At 64.6% G+C, this 19,690-nt stretch carries 20 protein-coding genes and 1 tRNA gene; 13 read left to right on the forward strand and 8 right to left on the reverse strand.

The window, feature by feature from the left end; translation table 11 throughout:
- Positions 1-44: 44 nt before the first annotated feature.
- The 6 genes from FG93_RS19965 (at position 45) to FG93_RS19990 (ending at position 6,297) form a co-directional block, all read left to right on the forward strand.
- On the forward strand, positions 45-452 hold the full coding sequence (locus tag FG93_RS19965; protein ID WP_043237507.1) for a nuclear transport factor 2 family protein: 408 nt from the start codon (positions 45-47) through the stop codon (positions 450-452).
- A gap of 101 nt (positions 453-553) precedes the next feature.
- Positions 554-1,402 carry a pyridoxal kinase PdxY gene (gene pdxY / locus FG93_RS19970; RefSeq protein WP_043237728.1) on the forward strand — a complete coding sequence of 283 codons (849 nt, stop codon included), beginning with the start codon at positions 554-556 and terminating at the stop codon, positions 1,400-1,402.
- 17 nt (positions 1,403-1,419) lie between these two features.
- Positions 1,420-2,550: an endonuclease/exonuclease/phosphatase family protein gene (locus FG93_RS19975; protein ID WP_043237508.1), complete on the forward strand. Its 1,131-nt coding sequence runs from the start codon at positions 1,420-1,422 to the stop codon at positions 2,548-2,550.
- Entirely contained in the window at positions 2,547-3,446 is a 900-nt protein-coding gene (locus FG93_RS19980; protein WP_043237510.1) for a PhzF family phenazine biosynthesis protein, read from the forward strand. Before FG93_RS19975 ends, FG93_RS19980 begins: the two co-directional genes overlap by 4 nt.
- 13 nt (positions 3,447-3,459) lie before the next feature.
- Positions 3,460-4,179: an NUDIX hydrolase gene (locus FG93_RS19985; RefSeq protein ID WP_152579526.1), complete on the forward strand. Its 720-nt coding sequence runs from the start codon at positions 3,460-3,462 to the stop codon at positions 4,177-4,179.
- A 48-nt stretch (positions 4,180-4,227) separates the two neighbouring features.
- A complete protein-coding gene (locus FG93_RS19990; protein WP_043237512.1) occupies positions 4,228-6,297 on the forward strand; it encodes a M3 family metallopeptidase in 2,070 nt (689 codons plus the stop codon).
- A gap of 96 nt (positions 6,298-6,393) precedes the next feature.
- Here the strand turns inward: FG93_RS19990 and FG93_RS19995 are convergent, their stop codons facing one another.
- Both FG93_RS19995 and FG93_RS20000 read right to left on the reverse strand, forming a co-directional pair.
- Positions 6,394-6,729, reverse strand: coding sequence for a hypothetical protein (locus FG93_RS19995; protein ID WP_043237514.1), 336 nt, complete (start codon positions 6,727-6,729; stop codon positions 6,394-6,396).
- A 77-nt stretch (positions 6,730-6,806) separates the two neighbouring features.
- The gene (locus FG93_RS20000) at positions 6,807-7,448 is read right to left on the reverse strand and encodes a YoaK family protein (RefSeq protein WP_043237518.1); all 642 of its coding nucleotides are present in this window, start codon (positions 7,446-7,448) and stop codon (positions 6,807-6,809) included.
- Between the two features lie 421 nt (positions 7,449-7,869).
- On the opposite strand from FG93_RS20000, the gene FG93_RS20005 reads away from it, so the two are divergent.
- Positions 7,870-9,435 carry a 2-isopropylmalate synthase gene (locus FG93_RS20005; RefSeq protein ID WP_043237522.1) on the forward strand — a complete coding sequence of 522 codons (1,566 nt, stop codon included), beginning with the start codon at positions 7,870-7,872 and terminating at the stop codon, positions 9,433-9,435.
- A 116-nt stretch (positions 9,436-9,551) separates the two neighbouring features.
- On the opposite strand, the gene FG93_RS20010 is transcribed toward FG93_RS20005, so the two are convergent.
- Together FG93_RS20010 and FG93_RS20015 are read right to left on the reverse strand one after the other, a co-directional pair.
- Complete coding sequence (locus tag FG93_RS20010) at positions 9,552-10,376, reverse strand: class I SAM-dependent methyltransferase (RefSeq protein ID WP_043237524.1); 825 nt, start codon at positions 10,374-10,376, stop codon at positions 9,552-9,554.
- 96 nt (positions 10,377-10,472) lie between these two features.
- Positions 10,473-10,955: an Lrp/AsnC family transcriptional regulator gene (locus tag FG93_RS20015; RefSeq protein WP_043237526.1), complete on the reverse strand. Its 483-nt coding sequence runs from the start codon at positions 10,953-10,955 to the stop codon at positions 10,473-10,475.
- 122 nt (positions 10,956-11,077) lie between these two features.
- Here FG93_RS20015 and phhA point away from each other — a divergent pair, with 122 nt between their 5' ends.
- The 3 genes from phhA to FG93_RS20030 all read left to right on the forward strand — a co-directional run bounded on the left by phhA (position 11,078) and on the right by FG93_RS20030 (position 13,582).
- Entirely contained in the window at positions 11,078-11,953 is an 876-nt protein-coding gene (gene phhA, locus FG93_RS20020) for a phenylalanine 4-monooxygenase (protein WP_052513965.1), read from the forward strand.
- A 135-nt stretch (positions 11,954-12,088) separates the two neighbouring features.
- Entirely contained in the window at positions 12,089-13,363 is a 1,275-nt protein-coding gene (locus FG93_RS20025) for a solute carrier family 23 protein (RefSeq protein ID WP_043237530.1), read from the forward strand.
- A 143-nt stretch (positions 13,364-13,506) separates the two neighbouring features.
- A tRNA-Lys gene (locus FG93_RS20030) sits at positions 13,507-13,582 on the forward strand.
- A gap of 390 nt (positions 13,583-13,972) precedes the next feature.
- Here FG93_RS20030 and FG93_RS20035 read toward each other — a convergent pair.
- A complete protein-coding gene (locus FG93_RS20035) occupies positions 13,973-14,368 on the reverse strand; it encodes an Ohr family peroxiredoxin (RefSeq protein WP_043237532.1) in 396 nt (131 codons plus the stop codon).
- 149 nt (positions 14,369-14,517) lie between these two features.
- Between FG93_RS20035 and FG93_RS20040 the strand changes: the two genes are divergently transcribed.
- Positions 14,518-14,985, forward strand: a complete 468-nt coding sequence (locus FG93_RS20040) for a MarR family winged helix-turn-helix transcriptional regulator (protein WP_043237535.1) — start codon at positions 14,518-14,520, stop codon at positions 14,983-14,985.
- 80 nt (positions 14,986-15,065) lie between these two features.
- Here the strand turns inward: FG93_RS20040 and FG93_RS20045 are convergent, their stop codons facing one another.
- The gene (locus tag FG93_RS20045) at positions 15,066-16,040 is read right to left on the reverse strand and encodes a pyridoxal-phosphate dependent enzyme (protein WP_043237538.1); all 975 of its coding nucleotides are present in this window, start codon (positions 16,038-16,040) and stop codon (positions 15,066-15,068) included.
- Positions 16,041-16,168: 128 nt separating this feature from the next.
- Positions 16,169-16,846 (reverse strand): HPP family protein, encoded by a 678-nt coding sequence (locus FG93_RS20050; RefSeq protein ID WP_052513966.1) that lies wholly within the window; start codon positions 16,844-16,846, stop codon positions 16,169-16,171.
- 310 nt (positions 16,847-17,156) lie between these two features.
- Here FG93_RS20050 and FG93_RS20055 point away from each other — a divergent pair, with 310 nt between their 5' ends.
- Together FG93_RS20055 and FG93_RS32960 are read left to right on the forward strand one after the other, a co-directional pair.
- Positions 17,157-17,669: an MgtC/SapB family protein gene (locus FG93_RS20055; RefSeq protein WP_043237541.1), complete on the forward strand. Its 513-nt coding sequence runs from the start codon at positions 17,157-17,159 to the stop codon at positions 17,667-17,669.
- 357 nt (positions 17,670-18,026) lie between these two features.
- Entirely contained in the window at positions 18,027-18,281 is a 255-nt protein-coding gene (locus FG93_RS32960) for a hypothetical protein (RefSeq protein ID WP_043237544.1), read from the forward strand.
- A 3-nt stretch (positions 18,282-18,284) separates the two neighbouring features.
- Here FG93_RS32960 and FG93_RS20065 read toward each other — a convergent pair whose 3' ends face one another.
- Positions 18,285-19,673 carry a M20 family metallopeptidase gene (locus FG93_RS20065; protein WP_043237547.1) on the reverse strand — a complete coding sequence of 463 codons (1,389 nt, stop codon included), beginning with the start codon at positions 19,671-19,673 and terminating at the stop codon, positions 18,285-18,287.
- Positions 19,674-19,690: the final 17 nt, after the last annotated feature.

A 19,690-nucleotide genomic window follows, 5' to 3' on the forward strand; every position in this document is an offset into this window, starting at 1 on the left:
GCTGCGCAGCGGTCAAACTCGGCTCTTCCGTTGGGAGAGCCGAGATGAGCGAGCGCGCTGCAATAGAGACCTTGCTTCTGAGTGCCTATGAGGCGCGGGTGCGGGGCGATCTCGATGGAGTGATGACCTACTTTCACCCCGATTGCCGGTTTCATTTCATGGGATCAGAGGATCTCGGCCCGATGTGCAGCCCTCATACGGGCTGCGCTGCGGTTCGGGAGCAGATGGCCGGGCTGATCGGCACGTTCGCCTTTTCGAAATTCAGGACGCTGGGGCTGGTCGTCGAAGGCGATCGCGCTTCGTTTCACTGGAGCGCCGATGTCACCCATATTCCAACGGGCCGTAGCCAGAGCTTCGAGGCGGTCGACCTGATCACGATTGAGGACGGCAAGGTGCGAAGCCTGACGCAGTTCACCGACACGGCCGGCGTGATACGTCTCGGCTCCGCCTGATCTCTGTTTGTCATCGGCTGCATCAACGCTTTCGATTTGCTCCCGGCGCGGCAATCGCTAGGTTCGCCGCGTCGCTTCGTTGAAGGCTTGTGCTGCACGCCATGAACATCCTCTCGATCCAGTCTCATGTCGCATTTGGCCATGTCGGCAACGCCTCCGCCGTTTTCCCGATGCAGCGACTTGGGGTCGAGGTCTGGCCGATCCAAACGGTGCAGTTCTCGAATCATACGGGCTACGGGGACTGGAAAGGCCGGGTCTTCGACGGCGGCATGATCGACGAAGTGATGGAAGGCATTGCCGAACGCGGCGTGCTGCCGGGCTGCGACGGGGTGCTCTCGGGCTATATGGGCTCGGCCGATATCGGCCACGCGATCCTTTCGGCGGTCGAGCGAGTCCGTGCGGCCAATCCGGATGCGCTCTATTGCTGCGACCCGGTGATCGGCGATGTTGGCCGCGGCATTTTCGTGCGGCCGGGAATTCCCGAATTCATGCGCGAACAGGCGGTGCCGGCGGCCGATATCGTCACGCCGAACCAGTTCGAGCTCGAACTCCTGACCGATATCGAGGTGAAGACAATCGCCGACGCGCACCGCGCCGTCGAAACCTTGCGTGACGCCGGGCCGAAAGTCGTGCTGGTGACGTCCTTGGTCACGGAGGAGACGCCGGCGGATGCGATCGACCTGATGGCGGCGGACGCCAAGGGGGCGTTCCGGGTGCGCACACCGAAGATCGACCTCAGCGTCAATGGTGCGGGCGATGCGATCGCCGCCCTCTTCTTTGTCCACTATATGCGCGAGGGATCGGCTGCCGCTGCACTTAGCAAGGCCTCGTCCTCGATCTACGGCCTGCTGAAGCGGACAAAGGAGGCTGGCTCGCGCGAAATCCTGACCGTCGCCGCGCAGGACGAGTTCGTGACGCCATCGCAGCTCTTCATGCCCCAAGCGATCTGAGCCGCAGGCTGAAGCTGATGAAACTGCGCGTCGGCACCTTCAATGTCGAAAACCTGCTGACGCGCCACCGCTTCGCGAATGGCGGACGCATCGACACCACCGCGGCGATGTCGCTTTTCCATTTTCCGCGCGCCGATCAGCGCGATGCCGTCGAGCGCTCGCTCGCGGTGGCGCTTGAAGACGACAAGCGGCAGATGACGGCGCTGGCCATCGCCGAGTCGCAGGCCGATATCTGGATGCTGCAGGAAGTCGACTCGCTCGCGAGCCTGCAGGCGTTCTTTGCCAATTACGTCCATCGCATCGCCGATTATCGCTACAGCCATTTCGCCTTGATCGATGGCAATGACAGGCGCGACATCGATATCGGTTTCGCTGCCCGGCGCGATCTGCTGGCGCCGCAGGCGGTCCGCGTCGTCTCGCACAAGGACCTCAGTTTCGCCCAGGCCGGCGCCTATGATTCATCGCTCGCGCGTTTCGGCATCAGGCCGGGCGACAGGGTCTTTGCCCGCGATTGCCTTGCCGTCGAGCTGAGCTTCGGCGACCGTTCGCTGACGCTGTTTGGCTGCCACTTCAAGTCGATGAACAATGGCCGCGACGATGGCCGGCAGGAGACCCTGCCGATCCGGCGGGCCGAGGCTCTGGCCGTCAGGCACATCGTCAAGACGTGGTTCGGGGCGCCATGGCGCGAGGCCAACTGGATCGTGCTGGGTGATCTCAACGGCTATCGCCATGGCCTTGGCCCACTGGGCGAACTGGTCGATGAAGGTGATAGCGGCATCGAGCCATTGCTCGAGGATTTCGCCGTCGACCCGATCGTGCACCTGCCCCGGCATGAGCGCTGGACGCATTTCCGGCGCTACTGGTCGGAGGCCGAGCAGCGGCTCATCGATAGCCATATGCCGCTCGATCATATCCTGTTGTCACCGGCGCTGGCGGCGGCGAACCCGCAGCCAGTCATGCAGATGATCCGGCGGGGTTTGCCCTATCGTGTGCCGCTCGATCCGCGCGAGCCCGATCGTTCGATGGCGCGGCTTGCGACCTGCAGCGACCGCTATCCGCGTGTTGGCTGGGACAGGCCGAAGGCATCGGATCATTGCCCGCTGACCATCGACCTGGTCGTGCCTGCCAGCAAGGGAGGGCTGCCGTGAAACGCCGCTTCTTCACGCTCGACGTCTTCACCCGAGCCCGTCACGCCGGCAATCCGCTGGCGGTGGTGCTGGATGCCGAAGGCCTCGACACCGAGGCGATGCAGGCAATCACGCGCGAGTTCAACCTGTCTGAGACGGTTTTCGTCGCACCGCCCATCGACCCCGCCAACCGTGCCGCCATTCGGATCTTCACACCGGGCCGGGAATTGCCATTCGCCGGCCATCCTACGGTCGGTACCGCGGTCCTGCTCGCGCTGCGTGACGCACAGGAGGGCAGGGCAAAGGACAAGCTGGTGCTGGAAGAGAGGATCGGCGCCGTCTCCTGCAACGTCTCGGTCCGGGATGATCAGGGCAGGGCCGTGTTCACCCTGCCGCGATTGCCGGAGCGGCTCGGAGAGGCGGCACCAGTGGCGGAGCTTGCAACTGCGCTTGGGCTCGATCCAGCCGAGATCGGCTTCGATGCCCATGAGCCGGGCGTTTTCTCGGGAGGTGTGGGCTTCACCCTGGTTCCGATCACGAACCTTGAGGCGATGGGCCGCATCACGCTCGACATGATGCGGTGGAACACGGTGATGAAGCCGGCCGAGCATCCCAACGCCTTCGTCTATTGTCGGCAGACCCGTGACGCGGCCCATCACTTCCATGCCCGCATGTTCGCGCCAGGGATGGGCATCGGCGAGGACCCCGCGACCGGTGGCGCAGCCGCCGCCTTCGCCGCCGCCGTGATGGCCTTCGATCGTCCCGGCGATGGCGAACATCGCCTCGTCATCGAGCAGGGTTACGAGATGGGGCGACCGTCGCAGATCGAGCTCCGCCTGCGGGTAGAGCGCGGTGGACTCGTTTCGGCCAGCATTGGCGGCGAAGCTGTGCTGGTGAGCGAGGGCGTGCTGCTGTGAGCGGAACCGAATGATGAATGGTGTTGTCGACGGAACAATCGTTCCGCTCGCACGGGTCGAGGCCGTGGTCGAGCCGCATGACTGGGGCTTCGCCCGGGAGAACCATGGCGCCATCGCGACGCATTGGGCCAAGATCAGCGCTGGCAAGCCGGCGATGTTCAATGGCAGGATCATGCTGCAGCATCGCGGCGCGATCGCGGATGGCGTGTTCAGCGCGCGCTATTTCGAGACGGACTACGCCGCCTTCATGACCTGGCGCGATCTTGGCCATCCCGGTCCGGTTGTTCGCAACGGTTATGCGATGGCGGCCCTGCGGGCGGCGGATGGCGCCTTTCTCTGCGGGAAGATGGGTGACCACACCGCCAATGCCGGCAAGGTCTATTTCGCCGCCGGCACGCCCGATCGCGAAGATCTCAGGGACGACGGCACGCTCGACCTGGCCGGCAGCGTCACCCGCGAGCTCTGCGAGGAGACTGGGCTGACCCTCGACGAGATCGAGGTGGAGGAAGGCTGGACGGCGGTGATCATGACCGGCCGCGTCGCCTTCATGCGGCCGGTGGTGCTGACCTGGGCGGCCGAGGAGGCACGCCAGATCATGCTGTCACGCATCAGGGAACAGGCGGAGCCTGAACTCGCCGACATCGTGATCGTGCGCAACTTCGCCGAGAGCGAGCATCTCGACATGCCGCCCTTCATGCGGCGCTATCTCGCCCATATCTACGCCCAAGACTGAATCTACGCCCAAGACTGACCTTCCCTTGTTTTTCCGGAACGGAACGAGATGACCGCGCCAGAAGCCTTGCCGCTACCCGCCGACAATCCCTTCGCCGCTGTCTGGGAGACGCCCTTCGGCCTGCCGCCCTTCGCGATGATCAAGCCGGAGCACATCACGCCGGCGTTCGAGGCGGCTCTGGCCAAGCACAAGGCGGAGATCGCTGCGATTTCCGGCGATCAGGCAGAGCCCGATTTCGCCAATGTGATCGAAGCGTTGGAACGGTCGGGCCGCGCGCTCAGCCGCGTCGGCGGTGTCTTCTACAATCTTGCCGGCGCTGACACGAACGAGGCGCTGCAAGCGATCGAACGCGAGATGTCACTGGTCACCTCGCGGCACTGGTCGTCAATCATGATGGACCCGGCCTTGTTCGCCCGAGTCGATGCCGTCTTTGCGAAGCGCGAGAGTCTGGGGCTCGACGCCGAGCAGAAGCGCTTGCTGGAGCGGACCTATCGCGGCTTTGTTCGCTCGGGCGCGCAGCTTGGTCCCGAGGAGAAGAAACGCCTTGCGGCGATCAACGAGCGGCTGGCGGGGCTCGGCACGCAGTTTAGCCAGAACGTGCTCAAGGACGAGTCCTCCTATGCGCTTGTCCTCGATGACGAGGCCAAGCTCGCGGGCCTGCCGCCTTTCCTGCGGGCGGCGATGGCGCATGCGGCCGGCGACCGTGGCCACGACGGCAAGCACGCGGTCACCCTTTCGCGTTCGATCATCGAGCCATTCCTGACTTTCTCCACCCGTCGCGAGCTCCGGGAGGAGGCCTTCGTGGCCTGGAGCAAGCGCGGCGAGAATGGCGGCGAGACGGATAACCGCGCGATCGTCGCGGAGATGGTCGCGTTACGGTCCGAGAAGGCGAAGCTGCTTGGCTTCGAGACCTTCGCGCATTTCAAGCTCGACGATTCCATGGCCAAGACGCCGGAGAATGTCCGGGGGCTGCTCGAACTGGTCTGGAAGCCGGCCAAGGCGCGGGCTGCGCAGGAGGCGGCGGACCTTGCCCTGCTCGCGCAGGAAGAAGGCGAGAATGGCCCGATCCGGCCTTGGGACTGGCGCCACTATGCCGAGAAGGTGCGCCAGAAGACCTATGCGCTCGACGAGGCGGTGCTGAAGCCCTATCTCCAGCTCGACCGCATCGTCGCTGCGGCCTTCGACACGGCGGGCAAGCTCTTCGGCCTGACCTTCGAGGAGAAGCGCGATCTCGCGGGCTATCATCCCGATGTCCGCGTCTGGGAGGTCCGCGAGGCGGGCGGCCGGCATATCGGGCTCTTCCTCGGTGATTATTTCGCCCGCGCATCGAAACGTTCGGGCGCCTGGATGAGCGCCTATCGCGGCCAGCGTAAGCTCGGCGGCGAGGTTCGGCCGATCATCGTCAATGTCTGCAATTTCGCGAAGCCCGCCGCCGGCAAACCGGCACTGCTTTCGATCGACGACGCGCGTACGCTGTTCCACGAGTTCGGCCACGCCCTGCATGGGCTTTTGTCCGACGTGACCTATGGCTCGCTCGCCGGCACCTCGGTCTCGCGCGATTTCGTCGAGTTGCCTTCCCAGCTTTACGAGCACTGGTTCCTGACGCGGGAGGTGATGCAGGCCTATTGCCTGCATGCCGAGACCGGCGAGCCGATCCCCGAGGTGCTGATCGACAAGATCAAGAAGGCGCAGACCTTCAACCAGGGCTTTGCGACGGTGGAATACACCTCATCGGCACTGGTCGACCTCGCCTTCCATTCACTGAAGGATCCGGCAACGGTCGATCCCCTTGCCTTCGAGGTGGCAGAGCTGAAGCGGATCGGCATGCCGGCCGAGATCATCATGCGCCACCGCACGCCGCATTTCACCCATGTCTTCTCGGGCGACGGCTATTCTGCCGGCTATTACAGCTACCTCTGGTCCGAGGTGATGGATGCCGACGCTTTCAACGCATTCACCGAGGCCGGAAACGTCTTCGCTGCCGATGTCGCCGGCAAGCTGAAGCGTTTCATCTATTCGGCAGGCGATACGCGTGATCCGGCCGAGGCCTACACGCTCTTCAGGGGCAGGCTGCCCACGCCGGATGCCCTGCTGGAGAAGCGAGGGTTGGCGGCGTAGTCCGAGCGTACACTCTCCGCATCATGCCGGCTTGTGCCGAGCAGCCCCGTCTTGAACTGCCGGGGCGAAGCGTAGGGACGTGGTGTCGGACTGGTCTTACGGATAACCGAACCGTGACTTGGTGGCGCGCACCTGGGAGATCGCGCCCGCTTCATTGCCCGCCGCGCAGGTCGAGCGGGCGTTGGCGATCTCGGCACTGACGCGGCTGTGCACGCCCTTGGTCGTGTGGCCGGTCGCGAGGTCGTTATCCATCACCGCCTGGAAGCGCTCGACTTCGCCCGAGCAGCCCGATCCGCTCGGCATGCGGAAGGTGCCTGGCGTCACGCCCGGTGCTGCCTGCTCCGGTGCCGGGGCGGGCGGGGGGCTGGCGGTCTGGCAGGCCGCGAGCAGGAACCCGGCGAAGGCGGGGATCAAGAACGAAATGGCGCGCATCGCATGCAGGCTCCGGCTAGCGAATGGCCGGGACAATGACCGATTCCCCGCGCCGTTCCAATCGCCCCGCTCGGCGTTCAGTCCGTCAGCAGGAGGCGGGAAGCAGCCAGTGCCAGGAGCGCCGAGAACGCGGCGGCCAGCCAGATTGCGTCGAGCCCGATCATGTTATGGGCGAGCGCGCCGGCAACCGCTCCGCTCAGCAGCCCGAGCCAGAGCGTGAAATGGCGCAGCCAGGCGAGGCGAGAGCCGCCAAGCAGGGCCCCGGCAATGCGTTGCCCCATCTTCACCAGCGTGCCCGTCATGTAGGTCAGTCCGATCGTGACCTCGCCGTCGCGCTGGAAGACCGAGTTTTCCATGCCCATGGCGATGGCGAGCATGGCGATACTGATATCGGCTTCTCCCAGCCTGTCGGACAGCGCAGCAATGAAGAGGCAGGCCGTCAAAGCCGCCAGCACGGCGGCATGACGCTTCGCGCGGGCGAAATGCCCGACGAGCGAACCGAGTACGACGCCGCCAACGAAGAGCATGATGATGCCACCCGCCAGCGCGATGCCGCCGAGATGGCCGTTGGCGAGTTCGATGCCGAGCCGCGTCGTGTTCCCGGTCATGAAGGACACGAAGAAACCACCCAGGCTGATGAAGCCCAGCGCATCGACATAGCCGGCAAGGCAGGTCAACCCGACCGCAAGACCGATCGTGCGGCGGTCGTAGCGCATCATCGGATATCTCTCCCCAGCCTGCCCGGCGATCGAATGCGATTCGCAGGACGCGGACAACCTATGCCGCGCCAGCGACGGCGGCTCGGGCAGGATAGTGGGACCGCGGCCGACATGACGCTGCAAACTTCGCAAGCGTCACATGCTTGCGCACGGCGGGTGCTTTCGGTTACATCGTGTCCAGTCGAACGAGGAACGCCCGTGGCCGCATCTGCCACCCATGCCTGGATCCTGAACCGCGCCGTGGCGCGGACGGGCGGCATGCGCGCTCCGCTTGGCCTTGGTCAGCTTCTTCTCCTTAGCCGCCCCTGAGGGCCGGCCGGGCATGCATGCCTGGGCGCTCAGGGGAGTGACGAGAACCGCCTTCCAGACCTAAAGCGCCCATCCGAACGACCGCGGCGCGACCCATTTCAGGATCACGACCATGACCAACGCTTCCCAGACCGCCTCGTCCAAGGACCGGGTGCTGATCTTCGATACCACTCTGCGTGACGGCGAACAGTGCCCCGGCGCCACCATGACCTTCGAGGAAAAGCTGGAGGTCGCGGATGTGCTGGACGCCATGGGCGTCGACATCATCGAGGCCGGTTTCCCGATCGCGTCCGATGGCGATTTCGAGGCTGTCTCGGAAATCGCCAAGCGGATCAAACGTGCGACCGTTGCCGGGCTGGCGCGCGCCATCAGCGCCGATATCGCACGGGCAGGCGAAGCCGTCCGCCACGCGGTGAAGCCGCGCATCCACACCTTCGTCTCGACCTCTCCGATCCATCTGCAGCATCAGATGCGCAAGACCGAGGATGAGGTTCTGGAGATCATCACCAGGACTGTCGCCCAGGCGCGCAACCTGGTCGAGGATGTCGAGTGGTCGGCAATGGATGCGACGCGCACGCCGCTCGAGTATCTCTGCCGGGCGGTCGAAACCGCGATCAAAGCCGGTGCGACAACGATCAACCTGCCCGATACCGTCGGCTACGCGACGCCGGACGAGTATCGCACCATGTTCAGCTCGATCCGCGAGCGCATACCGAATGCCGACAAGGCGATCTTCTCGGTGCACTGCCATAACGATCTCGGCCTGGCTGTCGCCAACTCGCTGGCCGGCATCGAGGGCGGCGCGCGGCAGGTCGAATGCACGATCAACGGGATCGGCGAGCGCGCGGGCAACGCGGCACTGGAAGAGGTGGTGATGGCGCTGCGGGTGCGTGGCGACGTGCTGCCCTACGATACCGGCATCGAGTCCGCCATGCTGATGCGCGCGTCGAAGGCGGTCTCCACCGCCTGCTCCTTCCCGGTTCAGTACAACAAGGCGATCGTCGGTCGGAACGCCTTCGCCCATGAGAGCGGCATTCACCAGGACGGCATGCTGAAGCACCAGCAGACCTATGAGATCATGACGCCCGCCTCGGTCGGCGTGACCAAGACCTCGCTGGTGATGGGCAAGCATTCGGGCCGCGCCGCCTTCCGCTCCAAGCTGAAGGAGATGGGCTACGATCTCGGCGATAACCAGCTCGAGGACGCCTTCACCCGGTTCAAGGCCTTGGCCGACCGCAAGAAGCACGTCTATGACGAGGATATCGAGGCGCTGGTCGACGAGAACATCGCGACCGCCCATGACCGCGTGAAGCTGGTCTCGTTGACGGTGATCGCCGGCACGCGCGGCCCGCAGCGGGCGATGATGAAGCTGGATGTCGAAGGGCGCGTGGTCGCCGAGGAAGCGGAAGGCAACGGGCCGATCGACGCGGTGTTCAAGGCGATCAAGGCGATCGTGCCGCACGAGGCTCATCTGGAACTCTATGACGTCCATGCCGTGACCGAAGGCACCGATGCGCAGGCCGAGGTTTCGGTCAGACTCTCCGACGGTGGCGCGTCGGTCACTGGCCGCGGTGCCGACCCCGACACGCTGGTTGCTTCGGCCAGAGCTTATCTGGCAGCGCTCAACAAGCTGATCGCGCGCGGTGCACGCGTGCATCCGCAGGCGGCTGCGGAGTAGACCGAGCGACCCTTCAGCTGCGGGTCCCGGGGCGACGCGACAGGTTCGCCCCGGGGGCCTGCAGTGAGAGCGCTGGTGATGTTCCGGTCGCCTGCGACGGGGCCGGGGAAGAAGCGTCAACCGGGCTTGCTACCAACGGCGACCAAGGCGGGCGACGGCACGGCATAGATGCCGTTGCGCTCGAATGCAGAAACCCGTTCGCGCAGGTACTCCTTGATCCTGACCAGATTCTCCGGGCGCTGCCGGCGCAGAACTGCCGCGGCGCGGACCGTGCCGGATGAAATGGCGTCGATGATCGCGTCGGGAGATGACACGCGCCAGACCAACGGGACTTCCGTGGTTGATACGTTCACGAAACCAGCTCGGGCGAGCAATTGTGTTGCGAAGTTCGGTTGGCCATAGCTGAAGAAGTTGGGGCCGGGAGGCAGCCCTACGTCCAGTGAGCCATGGGCGTGAATGGCATCGTAGACCATCGAGAAGCCGATGCACTTTGCCGCGTCGCACCACGAGGCATAGGCGAAACGCCCGGCGGGTTTGAGAGTGCGGTAGGCCTCGGTGAGTGCCTTGTCTGGATCGGGCAGGTGGGGCAATCCAAAGGCGTTCAGGACGGCATCGAACTCGCTGTCAGCAAAGGGGAGGGCCTCGGCATTCCCCTCCACAAAGCGGATTCCGGGATAGGTCTGCTGTGCCAGCCGAATCTGGACTGCGGAAAAGTCCAGGCCGATGGCGTCTGCGCCATGGTCACATGCGGCGGCTGCGACATATCCCACGCCACAGGCGACATCGAGAACCCTGTCTCCGGCCTTCAGATCGGCAGCGCGGATCAGTTCGGGGATGCAGCCCGAAGTCACTTCGCCAAGGTTGCGATGATAGGCGAGCGCGACGGTCGCCGTGCCCCAGCCCGTATGCTCTAAATCGCCAAAGGCACTGGATGCGGCCATGAAACGGGCCTCCCCATCACGCCCCGCTTGGCCGCGGTCGCGCGGCGGGCATAGGGGCTGAGGATAGCACGGCCGGAGCGATGCGTCCGCACGGTGTCACACCGGCCAGCCCTCATCCGGCTTGATCGTCGCCAGCACGAAGGAGGAGCGCATGTCCGCGACGCCAGGTAGCGTCAGCAGGCGCTGCATCGCGAACTCGCCATAGGCCTCGATATCATCTGCGACGATGTGCACCAGCAGGTCGCATTCGCCGGTCATGGCCTGGCAGGAGATCACCTCCTCGAAGGACTTGAGCTTCTCCACCAGCTTTGTCCTCCAGTCGGGGTCGGATTGCGAGAGCTTGACGAAGGCATAGGCTTCGACGCCGTGGCCGAGTGCGCGGCGGTTCAGCTTCGCGCGGTAGCCGGTGATGATGCCGTCCTCTTCCAGCGCCTTGAGTCTGCGCAGGCAGGGCGAGGCGGCCATGCCGATCTCTTCTGACAGCGCCGCGTTGGTAATCCGGCCATTGCGCTGGAGGGCACGCAGGATGCGGCGGTCAGTCTCGTCGAGCCGGGAGGGGTTTGCAGCATGATGGAGCATGATCGGACCTCAGTTGCTAGTTTCAGGTCATATTTTGCCAATGAACACGCTAGCGGACAAGAAATGGTCAGGACATGACCGCCCGCTCGGAACATCCTCCTGTCATGCAAGGGAGGTACGCCATGTCGACTGATCCGTTCCCCCGCTCGGGCTTGAAGCCGCATGAGATTCCGGAAGATTTCGTCGTCGATCAGCGCTTCGACACCTATTCAAAGGACGATCACGAAACCTGGTCGCGGCTGCATCGACGCCAGGCCAAGCTGCTGCGCGACCGCGTCTGCGACGAGTACTTTGCGGGGCTCGCCGCGCTGGGCATCGCTTCTGACGGCATCCCCGATTTTCGCGATCTGAACCGCGTGCTCGAAGCTGCGACCGGTTGGACGGTCGTGGCTGTGCCGGGCCTGGTGCCGGACCGGGTCTTCTTCACGCATCTGGCGGCGCGCCGCTTTCCAGCGGGCTTCTGGATCAGGCGGCCGGAGGAGTTCGACTATATCGAGGAGCCGGACATCTTTCATGACATCTTCGGCCATGTGCCGTTGCTGATGAACCGGTCCTATGCCGATTTCGTCGCGGCCTATGGCGAGGCGGGTTTGCGCCTGCGTGAGGCCGCTGATCTCGCGCGGCTGGCACGGCTCTACTGGTACAGCGTCGAATTTGGGCTGATCGAGACCAAGGCAGGCCTGCGCATCTTCGGTGCCGGCATCGCCTCCTCGCCGGGCGAGACGATCTTCGCGCTCGAGAGCAAATCACCCAACCGCATTGCCTTCGATACCGTCCGCGTGATGCGCACGCTCTACCGCATCGACGATTACCAGCAGAGCTATTTCGTGATGCCCGGATTCGACACCATGCCGGCGCTTGACGAAACGTCCCTGGCGATGGCCCTGTCCCAGGCGCGGGCTGGGGCCGACATCGATCCGGAAATGGCGCTGCCGACAGATCGTCTCTTCCAGCGTGGTGATCAGAGCCACCATCAGCAAACGCAGATCGCCTCCTGAAACACCGAAGAGAGCCGGTTTTCCCCTGAAATCACCGCGATTTCGCCGCCGCCGTCTTGGCGGCGGCATCGCGCTTGCCTTCTATGACGTTTGGTGACGCGAGCATGGTCGCGGCTTGGCTGGGGAGCGTGAGGCATGGCTGGCTATTTTCCGAACTGGACATTGAAGACCACCGGCGCGGTGATGCCGGATGAGCGGCTGCCGACCGGGCAGACCATCATCGCCGGGCTGCAGCATGTCGTTGCCATGTTCGGCGCGACGGTTCTGGCGCCGCTCTTGATGGGATTTGATCCCAATGTCGCGATCTTCTTCTCGGGCATCGCGACGCTGCTCTTCTTCGTCATCACCATGGGGCAGTTGCCGAGCTATCTCGGCTCGTCCTTCGCCTTCATCGGCGTGGTGATCGCGGCGACCGGCTATGCCGGCTCCGGCGCCAACGCGAATATCGGCGTGGCACTTGGCGGCATCATCGCTTGCGGCGCGGTCTATTTCGCGATCGGTCTGATCGTGCAGGCCGTCGGCACCAACTGGATCGAGAAACTGCTGCCGCCTGTGGTCACCGGCGCGGTTGTCGCCGCGATCGGCCTCAATCTGACCTCGGTCGCGATGAACATGATCTCGGCGAGCCCCTATACGAAATGGATCGCGTTGTTCACCGTCGTTGCAGTCGCGCTGGTCGCCGTCTACGGGCGCGGGCTGGCGCAGCGCCTGCCCGTGCTGATCGGGGGGCTCGCGGCCTATGTGGTCTATGCCGCGACGGCCTCATCCTTCGGCGCCCCGACAATCGATTTCGGCAAGATTGCCGCCGCGCCCTGGTTCGGGTTGCCCAGCTTCGTCACGCCGGTCTTCGATCTCAAGGCGATGGCGATGATTGCGCCGGTCGCGATCATCCTGGTTGCGGAAAATCTCGGGCATATCAAAGGCATCGCCGTGATGACCGGCCGCAACCTCGACCCGCTGATCGGGCGTGGTTTCATGGCCGACGGCCTCGGCACCATCATCGCCGGGTCGGGCGGCGGCACGGGCGTCACGACCTATGCCGAGAACATGGGCGTGATGGCGGTGACGCGGGTCTACTCGACGCTAGTCTTCGTGGCTGCGGGCGTGATCGCACTGGTGCTCGGCTTCTCGCCCAAATTCGGTGCGGTGATCGGCACGATCCCGGTCGCAGTGCTGGGTGGTCTCGCCGTCGTCGTCTTCGGTCTGATCGCTGCGACCGCAGGTCGGATCTGGGTCGAGAACAAGGTCGATTTTTCCGCGCCGAAGAACCTCATCACGGTTGCGACCGCGCTGATCCTCGGCGCCGGCGATCTCAAACTGCCGATTTTCGGCTTCGAACTCGGCGGAATCGGCACCGCGACCTTTGGCGCGATTGCGCTCTACCACCTGCTCAATCGCCGGACGGCGTGAGGTTTTCTCGCAGTTGCACACAGGCATTTAGCCGGAGTGCATTTTTCTGCTCAAACGGGGTGGACAGGGCAGGGGGCGTTTGTTACACGCCCCCTGCCTGACGCGGTTCCGGCCGGCAGCAAGGCAACGTCTTCGTGGCGTATGGGTGATTAGCTCAGTTGGTAGAGCAGCTGACTCTTAATCAGCGGGTCGTAGGTTCGAGCCCTACATCACCCACCACGAACCTTTCTTGAAAACCAAATAGATAGCCCGTTTGGGCGCTGGCCTGATGCCGGATTGGCTTGGCCATTTTGCGGTTCGTCCTGCAAGCTCAGTTGCCCATCCGTGCCGGGCCAGCCAAGTTTTCGCTCCAGCTGGGCAACGGCAGCTTCGGTCGATTCAGCCGGGCCGCCGCGACAGTACGGATCAACAATAGCCTTGCCGCCCGCTATGAGCGCGTAACGCGTGGTGGCTTGTCATGCTCACCAGCAGCCCACCTGGCCGTTACTGCCGACAGCGCTATTCATGGCCTGCACTTCTGATGAGCGTGGCCATGTCAGCTTATGAGGGATGGTTTCGTGAAACGGCCGACGCGTCCGAAACCGGCGCGCCGGCCCATCGTGCGCCCGTTCAGACGAGCGTCGTCTGGATGGCGATGTTGCCGTGGACGGCCCTCGAGTAGGGGCAGATCTCGTGCGCGGCCTCGATCAGCGCCTGCGCAACGTCGCGTTCGACGCCAGGGACGCTGACGGCCAGGCGGGCTGCGAGGAAGTACTGGCCGCCTTCCAGATTCAGGTCGATCTCGGCGTCGACCGAGGGCTCGACCGGCAGGGTCACCTTCTTACGTGAGGCGGCAGCCTGGATCGCGCCGATATAGCAGGCCGACCAGGCGGCGCCGAAGAGGTTCTCGGCGGCGGGATGCGGCTGCGCGAACTTGATGTCGAGGAAGCCGTCGTCGCTGCGCGCGGCGCCGTCGGCGCCGGCGGTGTTGTGGGTCTTGCCGGTGAAGAGAACCTTGGCGGTCATGGTGGTGTCCTTTCCGTGGGATTGAATCGGTAGCGATACAATCGATGGCGCTGTAAATAGGGAGACCGCTGCCGATGTCAAGATCTTCCGATTTAATCGGTTGCGATATATGTGATGTTGAACGATCACGACCCCGCGAGGCCACCGTCATGTCATCCGCCGCTTCTCACGACTCCGACACGTCCGGGCTGGACGATTTCCTCTGCTTTGCGGTCTATTCCGCGAACCTGGCCTTCGGCCGTGCCTACAAGCCGATCCTCGAGGCGCTCGGGCTCACCTCCTACACGCAGTTCATCGCCATCGTGGCGCTCTCCGAGCAGGACACCCAAAGCGTCGGCAGCCTCGGCGAGAAATTGTTCCTGGAATCGAATACGCTCACGCCGATCCTCAAGAAGCTCGAGGCCCTGGGCTATGTCCGCCGCCGCCGGGACCCGGCGGATGAGCGCCAGGTGCTCGTCAGTCTCACGGCCGAGGGACGCGGCATCCGCGAACGGGCGCGCGGGATGAGCCTCTGGGACGCCGGTGGTCTCGGCGATGAGTCGACTTCAGTGCAGCAGGCGGTGGTCAGGCTACGGGACAATTTACTGCGAACCGTGCACGGCCAACACGCGGCATAGGCTCCAGATGCGCTATCCGCTGGTCGAAGGTGTGCTCGGATGGGCGCATGCCGCTGACGGACCCGCATGCGGGGACCGGATCAGTCAGAACAGCTCTGCTCGAAAATCGCCGGCGTACCGCCGGTGTGCAGGATGCAGGCCGCTTCATCGGGAGGAATGACGCCGTTCTCCACCTGCATCAGAAGTCCGGCGAAGGTTTTGGCTACGTAGGTCTGTTCAAGTACCAGCGCCTCGTACCGGGCAAAGAGAGCCGCTGCCTGAACCGATGCTGCCGTGGGGGAGCCGTATCCATTGCCGAGCTGTCCGAGGTCGATTCGGACGTGGTCGAGACAATCCGGCGGCGGTGCCCGGCCAACAAGTCCAGTAAGGTCGCCGACAATGTCGTCGAGACGGCGCCGAAGGGTGCAGGCGTCGTACTCGACGCTGATGAGATGGAAGGTCCATGGCAGTCCGAGAATGGCCGCGCCGAAGATCATTCCCGCTTCCGTCACGCCCATCGAGCCAGGAAGCACGATGTGCCGTAGGTCGAGGTTCAGCGCTTGGGCTTGTTCGGAAAGCTCCTGCGCCGCCCGGACATAGCCCAACGCTCCCAGAACCGGATCGCCAATGAGATAGGGCCGGCGTCCCGCGGCCTCGAGTTCGGCAACTGCCTGCCGTGCCAACCGCCCGCGCTCCCCTTCGCCAACTGGTCCGAGCATCCGGATCTCCGCTCCCAGTCGTTCCGTCAGCAGGGCGTTGCCGCGCAGGGGAGCCGATGCGTCAGCCGCATAGAGCACGAGCATGTCGAGGCCGATTTTCGCCGCCGCCGCCGCGGCCAGCCGGCATTGGTTGGAGGGGAGGGCGCCAGCCACCACCAGCACGTCGCTCTTTTGCGCGAGCGCTTCGCCGATCCAGAATTCGAGACTGCGCACCTTGTTGCCGCCGAAGGCCAGCGGCATGCAATCGTCGCGCTTGACCCAAAGCTGCGGATGCCCGGTCACGCTGCCGATGCGGGGCATTGGCTCGAGCGCCGTCGGGCCGCCGACAAGATCGATCCGCGGAAGCGCGCTCAGCATGACTCAGTCCAGGTCCAGGATGCGGGGGGCGCCGACGCGACGCCGAGCATGGCGAGACAACCGAAGCGCCCTATAGCAATAAACGAGGTCGGCGGCGGTGCAATCCAGCAGTCGATGTCGGCTGACGTTCAGGATGTTCGGGCTTGCCGACGTGCAGCATTTGCCTCCGCATATTGCAGCAACCGATCCAGATCATCGCGAGCGATGTCAAAGGTCTCGCCCATTTGCGACAGGGCTTCGTCGATATCCGCAGCGCTGAAGGGCGGAGTTGCGCCCTTCGGGAGCTTGTTCAGCTCGCTTCGCGCTACGCGATGGGGATATGAGCGGCGCGAGAGAGCATGAAATGCCACGCCGAGCGCAACCAAGGCGAGAGAATTCACCCCGACCGGAATCAGCGGGAACAGATAGCCCCATTTGGCGACAGCGGAACCACCAAGTGCCGCAGTCAATGCAACCGCACCGCCCGGAGGATGAAGCGACCGTGTGACCGACATGACGGCGATCGCAAGCGCCACAGCGAGCGCCGCGGCGAGGGTGACGTCCGGAACGGCCCAAGCGACGCAGAGACCGACGCAGGCCGAGATGACATTGCCGCCGATGACGGGCCAGGGCTGGGCGAGAGGACTTGTCGGAACAGCGAAGATCAAGACCGCGGAGGCCCCAATCGGTGCGACAACCAGCGGAGAAGGGGCCGGGAAGACAAGACCGGTTGCAGCGGTCAACGCGATGGCGGCGAATGCACCCGCACAGGCGATCAGACGTTCCGAGATCGTGGCGCCGGCGAGAATGGGACTGAAGAGTTTCACGCTGCCCGCGCTGGTCCAATCGTTCGGGAGCGCTGCTTGTAATATGGGCATTGCGCACAAATCAACGGCAATTACTTTAATTCACGTGATGCCTCGTTAATTGGCATCACGGCGCTATTGTTCTCCAGCAAATGGTCGGTTTGACTCGGGGTGTCGCCAATCCGACGCCGGACAAGTCTTTCCGGCAAAACGCTGCCTGCCTTTGGGCAGTCACCTCCTTGACGCTGGTTGAGGGTACGAGCGCACTGTTGATCGGTCCTCCCGGTGGGTAGAGAAAGGAGGCTTCGCCGCGTCGTCGGAGCCGCCTCGCATGCTGACCGAACTCGACATTCTCCTGAAACTCCTCTGCGGAGCGCTTGCCGGCATTGCGGTAGGCTGGCAACGGACGCTGAGCCACAAGAGCGCGGGCATCCGCACCTTCGGGCTGGTTGGTGTCGGCGCGGCCGCGGCGGCGGCCATTTTCAGCGGCGAGCTCTATGGGGCGCCCCATCCGGATGCCGCGAGCCGCGTCGTGCAAGGCGTCCTGACCGGCATTGGATTCCTGGGAGCGGGCGTCATCATTCGGCGTGAGAACGACCGCACGCCGCATGGGCTAACCACAGCGGCTGCCGTCTGGGTCACGGCGGCGCTCGGTTCTGCGGCTGGGCTTGGGCATTGGCGGGTGGCGCTGACCGGCACGGCCATAGCGCTCGCCTTGTTGGTCATCGACCATTCGCTCGAGCGCTGGGTGCAGGGACGGTCGCCGAGGGACGATCAATCCTCGGAAGGAAACGGATCCGGCACCAAGGCAGGGACGGAGTCCGGAGATTCTTCGGGGCCCTGATCGGGAGGCAGTTCCTCCGCGCTCTGTCGTGCGGCGCCAGTGCTATCGACCGGGTCGTGAGCTGCGCTTTCGGAGCGGTTGGTCCCATGGCGGGCCGTCCGCGGCGTGCGCTCGGCTACGCAATTTTGGCTGTCGGTATTGGCCGCTGATTCGGCAATCCGCTCGTCGCCGAGGCGGGCGGGGTTTTCGCGCGGCCGGTCTGCCTTGTTCATGTCTCCTCAGTTCCCGGCAATTCCCCTCAAACTCGAGGATTCGCGGGAATAAGTCGCAGTCGCGGCCGTTGTTCCCGGCCCGCGACGATCCGCGCCGCGAACCTTCGCGGCTTCGCCGCGTTGATGATCGAACAAGGAGTTCGTGATGTCCGCGACGACTGCAGATTGGCTCAACTCGCCGGGCGTGCCGCAGCCGCCGTTTCCGCCGCCGGAGGCACCGCCACTGACGCCGGGAGAAGTGCCGCCGGCTCCACCGGTCGAATCACCGCCGGAGGAGGAGCCGGTCGGCGTTCCGCGCGATCCGCCGCCGGAGCTGCCGCCGAATGCGCCCCCGGAGAGGCCTCCGGCAACGCCATTCGATCTGCCGCCCGACAGGCCGCCGCCCAAGCCCGTCGAATAGAGCTCAGAGCGCCGGCGTGCTGCCGTCGCCGAGATCCCAGTAAAGGCCCGCCATCATGCCAAGCCCCTCGCGCGCGATGGCGACGGGCAGGTGTTCGTCGGGAGCATGCTGGGAGCAGCCGGGATAGGAATGCGGCACCCAGATGGTGCGCAGGCCCAGGATCTCCGAGAAGATGTCGTTTGGCAACGAGCCGCCGAGATTGGGCAGCAGCGCCGGCTTCTTCTCGGTGGTCCTGGCGATCGAAGCGAGCGCCCAGTGCACCCAGGCATCCTCGGGGTCGAGACGGGTGGCGTTGAAGATCTCGTCACGGGCGAGCGTGACCTCGACCATGCCGAAGCCGTGGCGCTTGAGGTGACGACGGAGCGCCGGCAGCACCTCCTGCGGATCGATGCCGACCACGAAGCGGAGTTGGCAGCGAGCCCAGGCACTCGGCGGCACGGCGTTCACGGGGGTTTCCGGCACGCCGGACTTCATCGCCAGCACGTCGAAGGAGCACCAGCCGAAAACCTGCTCGGCGGGCGAGAGGCCGGGCTCGCCCCATTCCGGATCGATTGTCGGGCCGTCCGGGCCGCCATCGACCTCGCAATCGGCGAGCGCCTTGCGCACAGGCTCGGGCAGTTCCTTCGGCACCCATTCATGGATCCGGATCTGGCCTGTCGGCGAGGCAATCGACGCGATGGCATGGGCCAGCTGGATTGCGGGATCGGAGAGGATGCCACCCCAGTTGCCGGAATGGTGGCCGCCTTCGCGGGCATTGATGGTCAGATCGAAGGTGACCCCGCCGCGCGAGCCGAGAAACACGGTCGGGCGCTCGGCATTGAGGCGCGGGCCGTCCGAGCCGATCAGCACGTCCGACTTGAACAGCTCCTTCTGCTCGGTGCAGAGCTCGCGCAGGCCGGGCGAACCGCATTCCTCGCCCATCTCGATCAGATACTTGGCGTTGAAGCCGAGCTTGCCGCGCGTTTTGAGGACGGCGCGCAGAGCGTTGATGTTGATGACGTGCTGACCCTTGTTGTCGACGACGCCACGGCCATACCAGCGGTCGCCGCGCTCCGTCAGCGTCCAGGGCGAGAGGCCCTCGCTCCATTGCTTGTCGAGGCCGCGGATCACGTCGCCATGGCCGTAGCCGAAGATCGTCGGCAGGCTCGGGTCCTCGATGCGCTCGGCGAAAAGGAACGGGCCCTTGGCGCGCGGATGGTTCAGCGTCTTGCAGGTGAAGCCGAGCGATTCCAGCAGCGGCTGCATTTCCTTCTCGAGATACTCGCTCAGAACCGGAGCACGCTCGGGGTTCTGGCTCTCTGTCGGCATTGCCACGAGGCGGGCAAGGTCGCTCTTGAACTTGCCGCTGTCGAAATAGTCATACGCATGCGCAATCGCCTTGGCGCGGGTCATGGTCGTCTCCTCGGATG

This window comes from Allobosea sp. LC85, from assembly GCF_000735605.1.
Taxonomy (GTDB): domain Bacteria; phylum Pseudomonadota; class Alphaproteobacteria; order Rhizobiales; family Beijerinckiaceae; genus Allobosea.

What these genes read in the sequence shown, in the direction of transcription:
- FG93_RS20035 (WP_043237532.1), bottom strand. Translation starts at nt 14,368, where the DNA reads ATGACCGCCAAGGTTCTCTTCACCGGCAAGACCCACAACACCGCCGGC.
- FG93_RS20005 (WP_043237522.1), top strand. Translation starts at nt 7,870, where the DNA reads ATGACCAACGCTTCCCAGACCGCCTCGTCCAAGGACCGGGTGCTGATC.
- FG93_RS20040 (WP_043237535.1), top strand. Translation starts at nt 14,518, where the DNA reads ATGTCATCCGCCGCTTCTCACGACTCCGACACGTCCGGGCTGGACGAT.
- FG93_RS19965 (WP_043237507.1), top strand. Translation starts at nt 45, where the DNA reads ATGAGCGAGCGCGCTGCAATAGAGACCTTGCTTCTGAGTGCCTATGAG.
- FG93_RS20000 (WP_043237518.1), bottom strand. Translation starts at nt 7,448, where the DNA reads ATGATGCGCTACGACCGCCGCACGATCGGTCTTGCGGTCGGGTTGACC.
- FG93_RS20045 (WP_043237538.1), bottom strand. Translation starts at nt 16,040, where the DNA reads ATGCTGAGCGCGCTTCCGCGGATCGATCTTGTCGGCGGCCCGACGGCG.
- FG93_RS19995 (WP_043237514.1), bottom strand. Translation starts at nt 6,729, where the DNA reads ATGCGCGCCATTTCGTTCTTGATCCCCGCCTTCGCCGGGTTCCTGCTC.
- FG93_RS19990 (WP_043237512.1), top strand. Translation starts at nt 4,228, where the DNA reads ATGACCGCGCCAGAAGCCTTGCCGCTACCCGCCGACAATCCCTTCGCC.
- FG93_RS20065 (WP_043237547.1), bottom strand. Translation starts at nt 19,673, where the DNA reads ATGACCCGCGCCAAGGCGATTGCGCATGCGTATGACTATTTCGACAGC.
- FG93_RS19985 (WP_152579526.1), top strand. Translation starts at nt 3,460, where the DNA reads ATGAATGGTGTTGTCGACGGAACAATCGTTCCGCTCGCACGGGTCGAG.
- FG93_RS20025 (WP_043237530.1), top strand. Translation starts at nt 12,089, where the DNA reads ATGGCTGGCTATTTTCCGAACTGGACATTGAAGACCACCGGCGCGGTG.
- FG93_RS20015 (WP_043237526.1), bottom strand. Translation starts at nt 10,955, where the DNA reads ATGCTCCATCATGCTGCAAACCCCTCCCGGCTCGACGAGACTGACCGC.
- phhA (WP_052513965.1), top strand. Translation starts at nt 11,078, where the DNA reads ATGTCGACTGATCCGTTCCCCCGCTCGGGCTTGAAGCCGCATGAGATT.
- FG93_RS32960 (WP_043237544.1), top strand. Translation starts at nt 18,027, where the DNA reads ATGTCCGCGACGACTGCAGATTGGCTCAACTCGCCGGGCGTGCCGCAG.
- FG93_RS19975 (WP_043237508.1), top strand. Translation starts at nt 1,420, where the DNA reads ATGAAACTGCGCGTCGGCACCTTCAATGTCGAAAACCTGCTGACGCGC.
- FG93_RS20010 (WP_043237524.1), bottom strand. Translation starts at nt 10,376, where the DNA reads ATGGCCGCATCCAGTGCCTTTGGCGATTTAGAGCATACGGGCTGGGGC.
- pdxY (WP_043237728.1), top strand. Translation starts at nt 554, where the DNA reads ATGAACATCCTCTCGATCCAGTCTCATGTCGCATTTGGCCATGTCGGC.
- FG93_RS20055 (WP_043237541.1), top strand. Translation starts at nt 17,157, where the DNA reads ATGCTGACCGAACTCGACATTCTCCTGAAACTCCTCTGCGGAGCGCTT.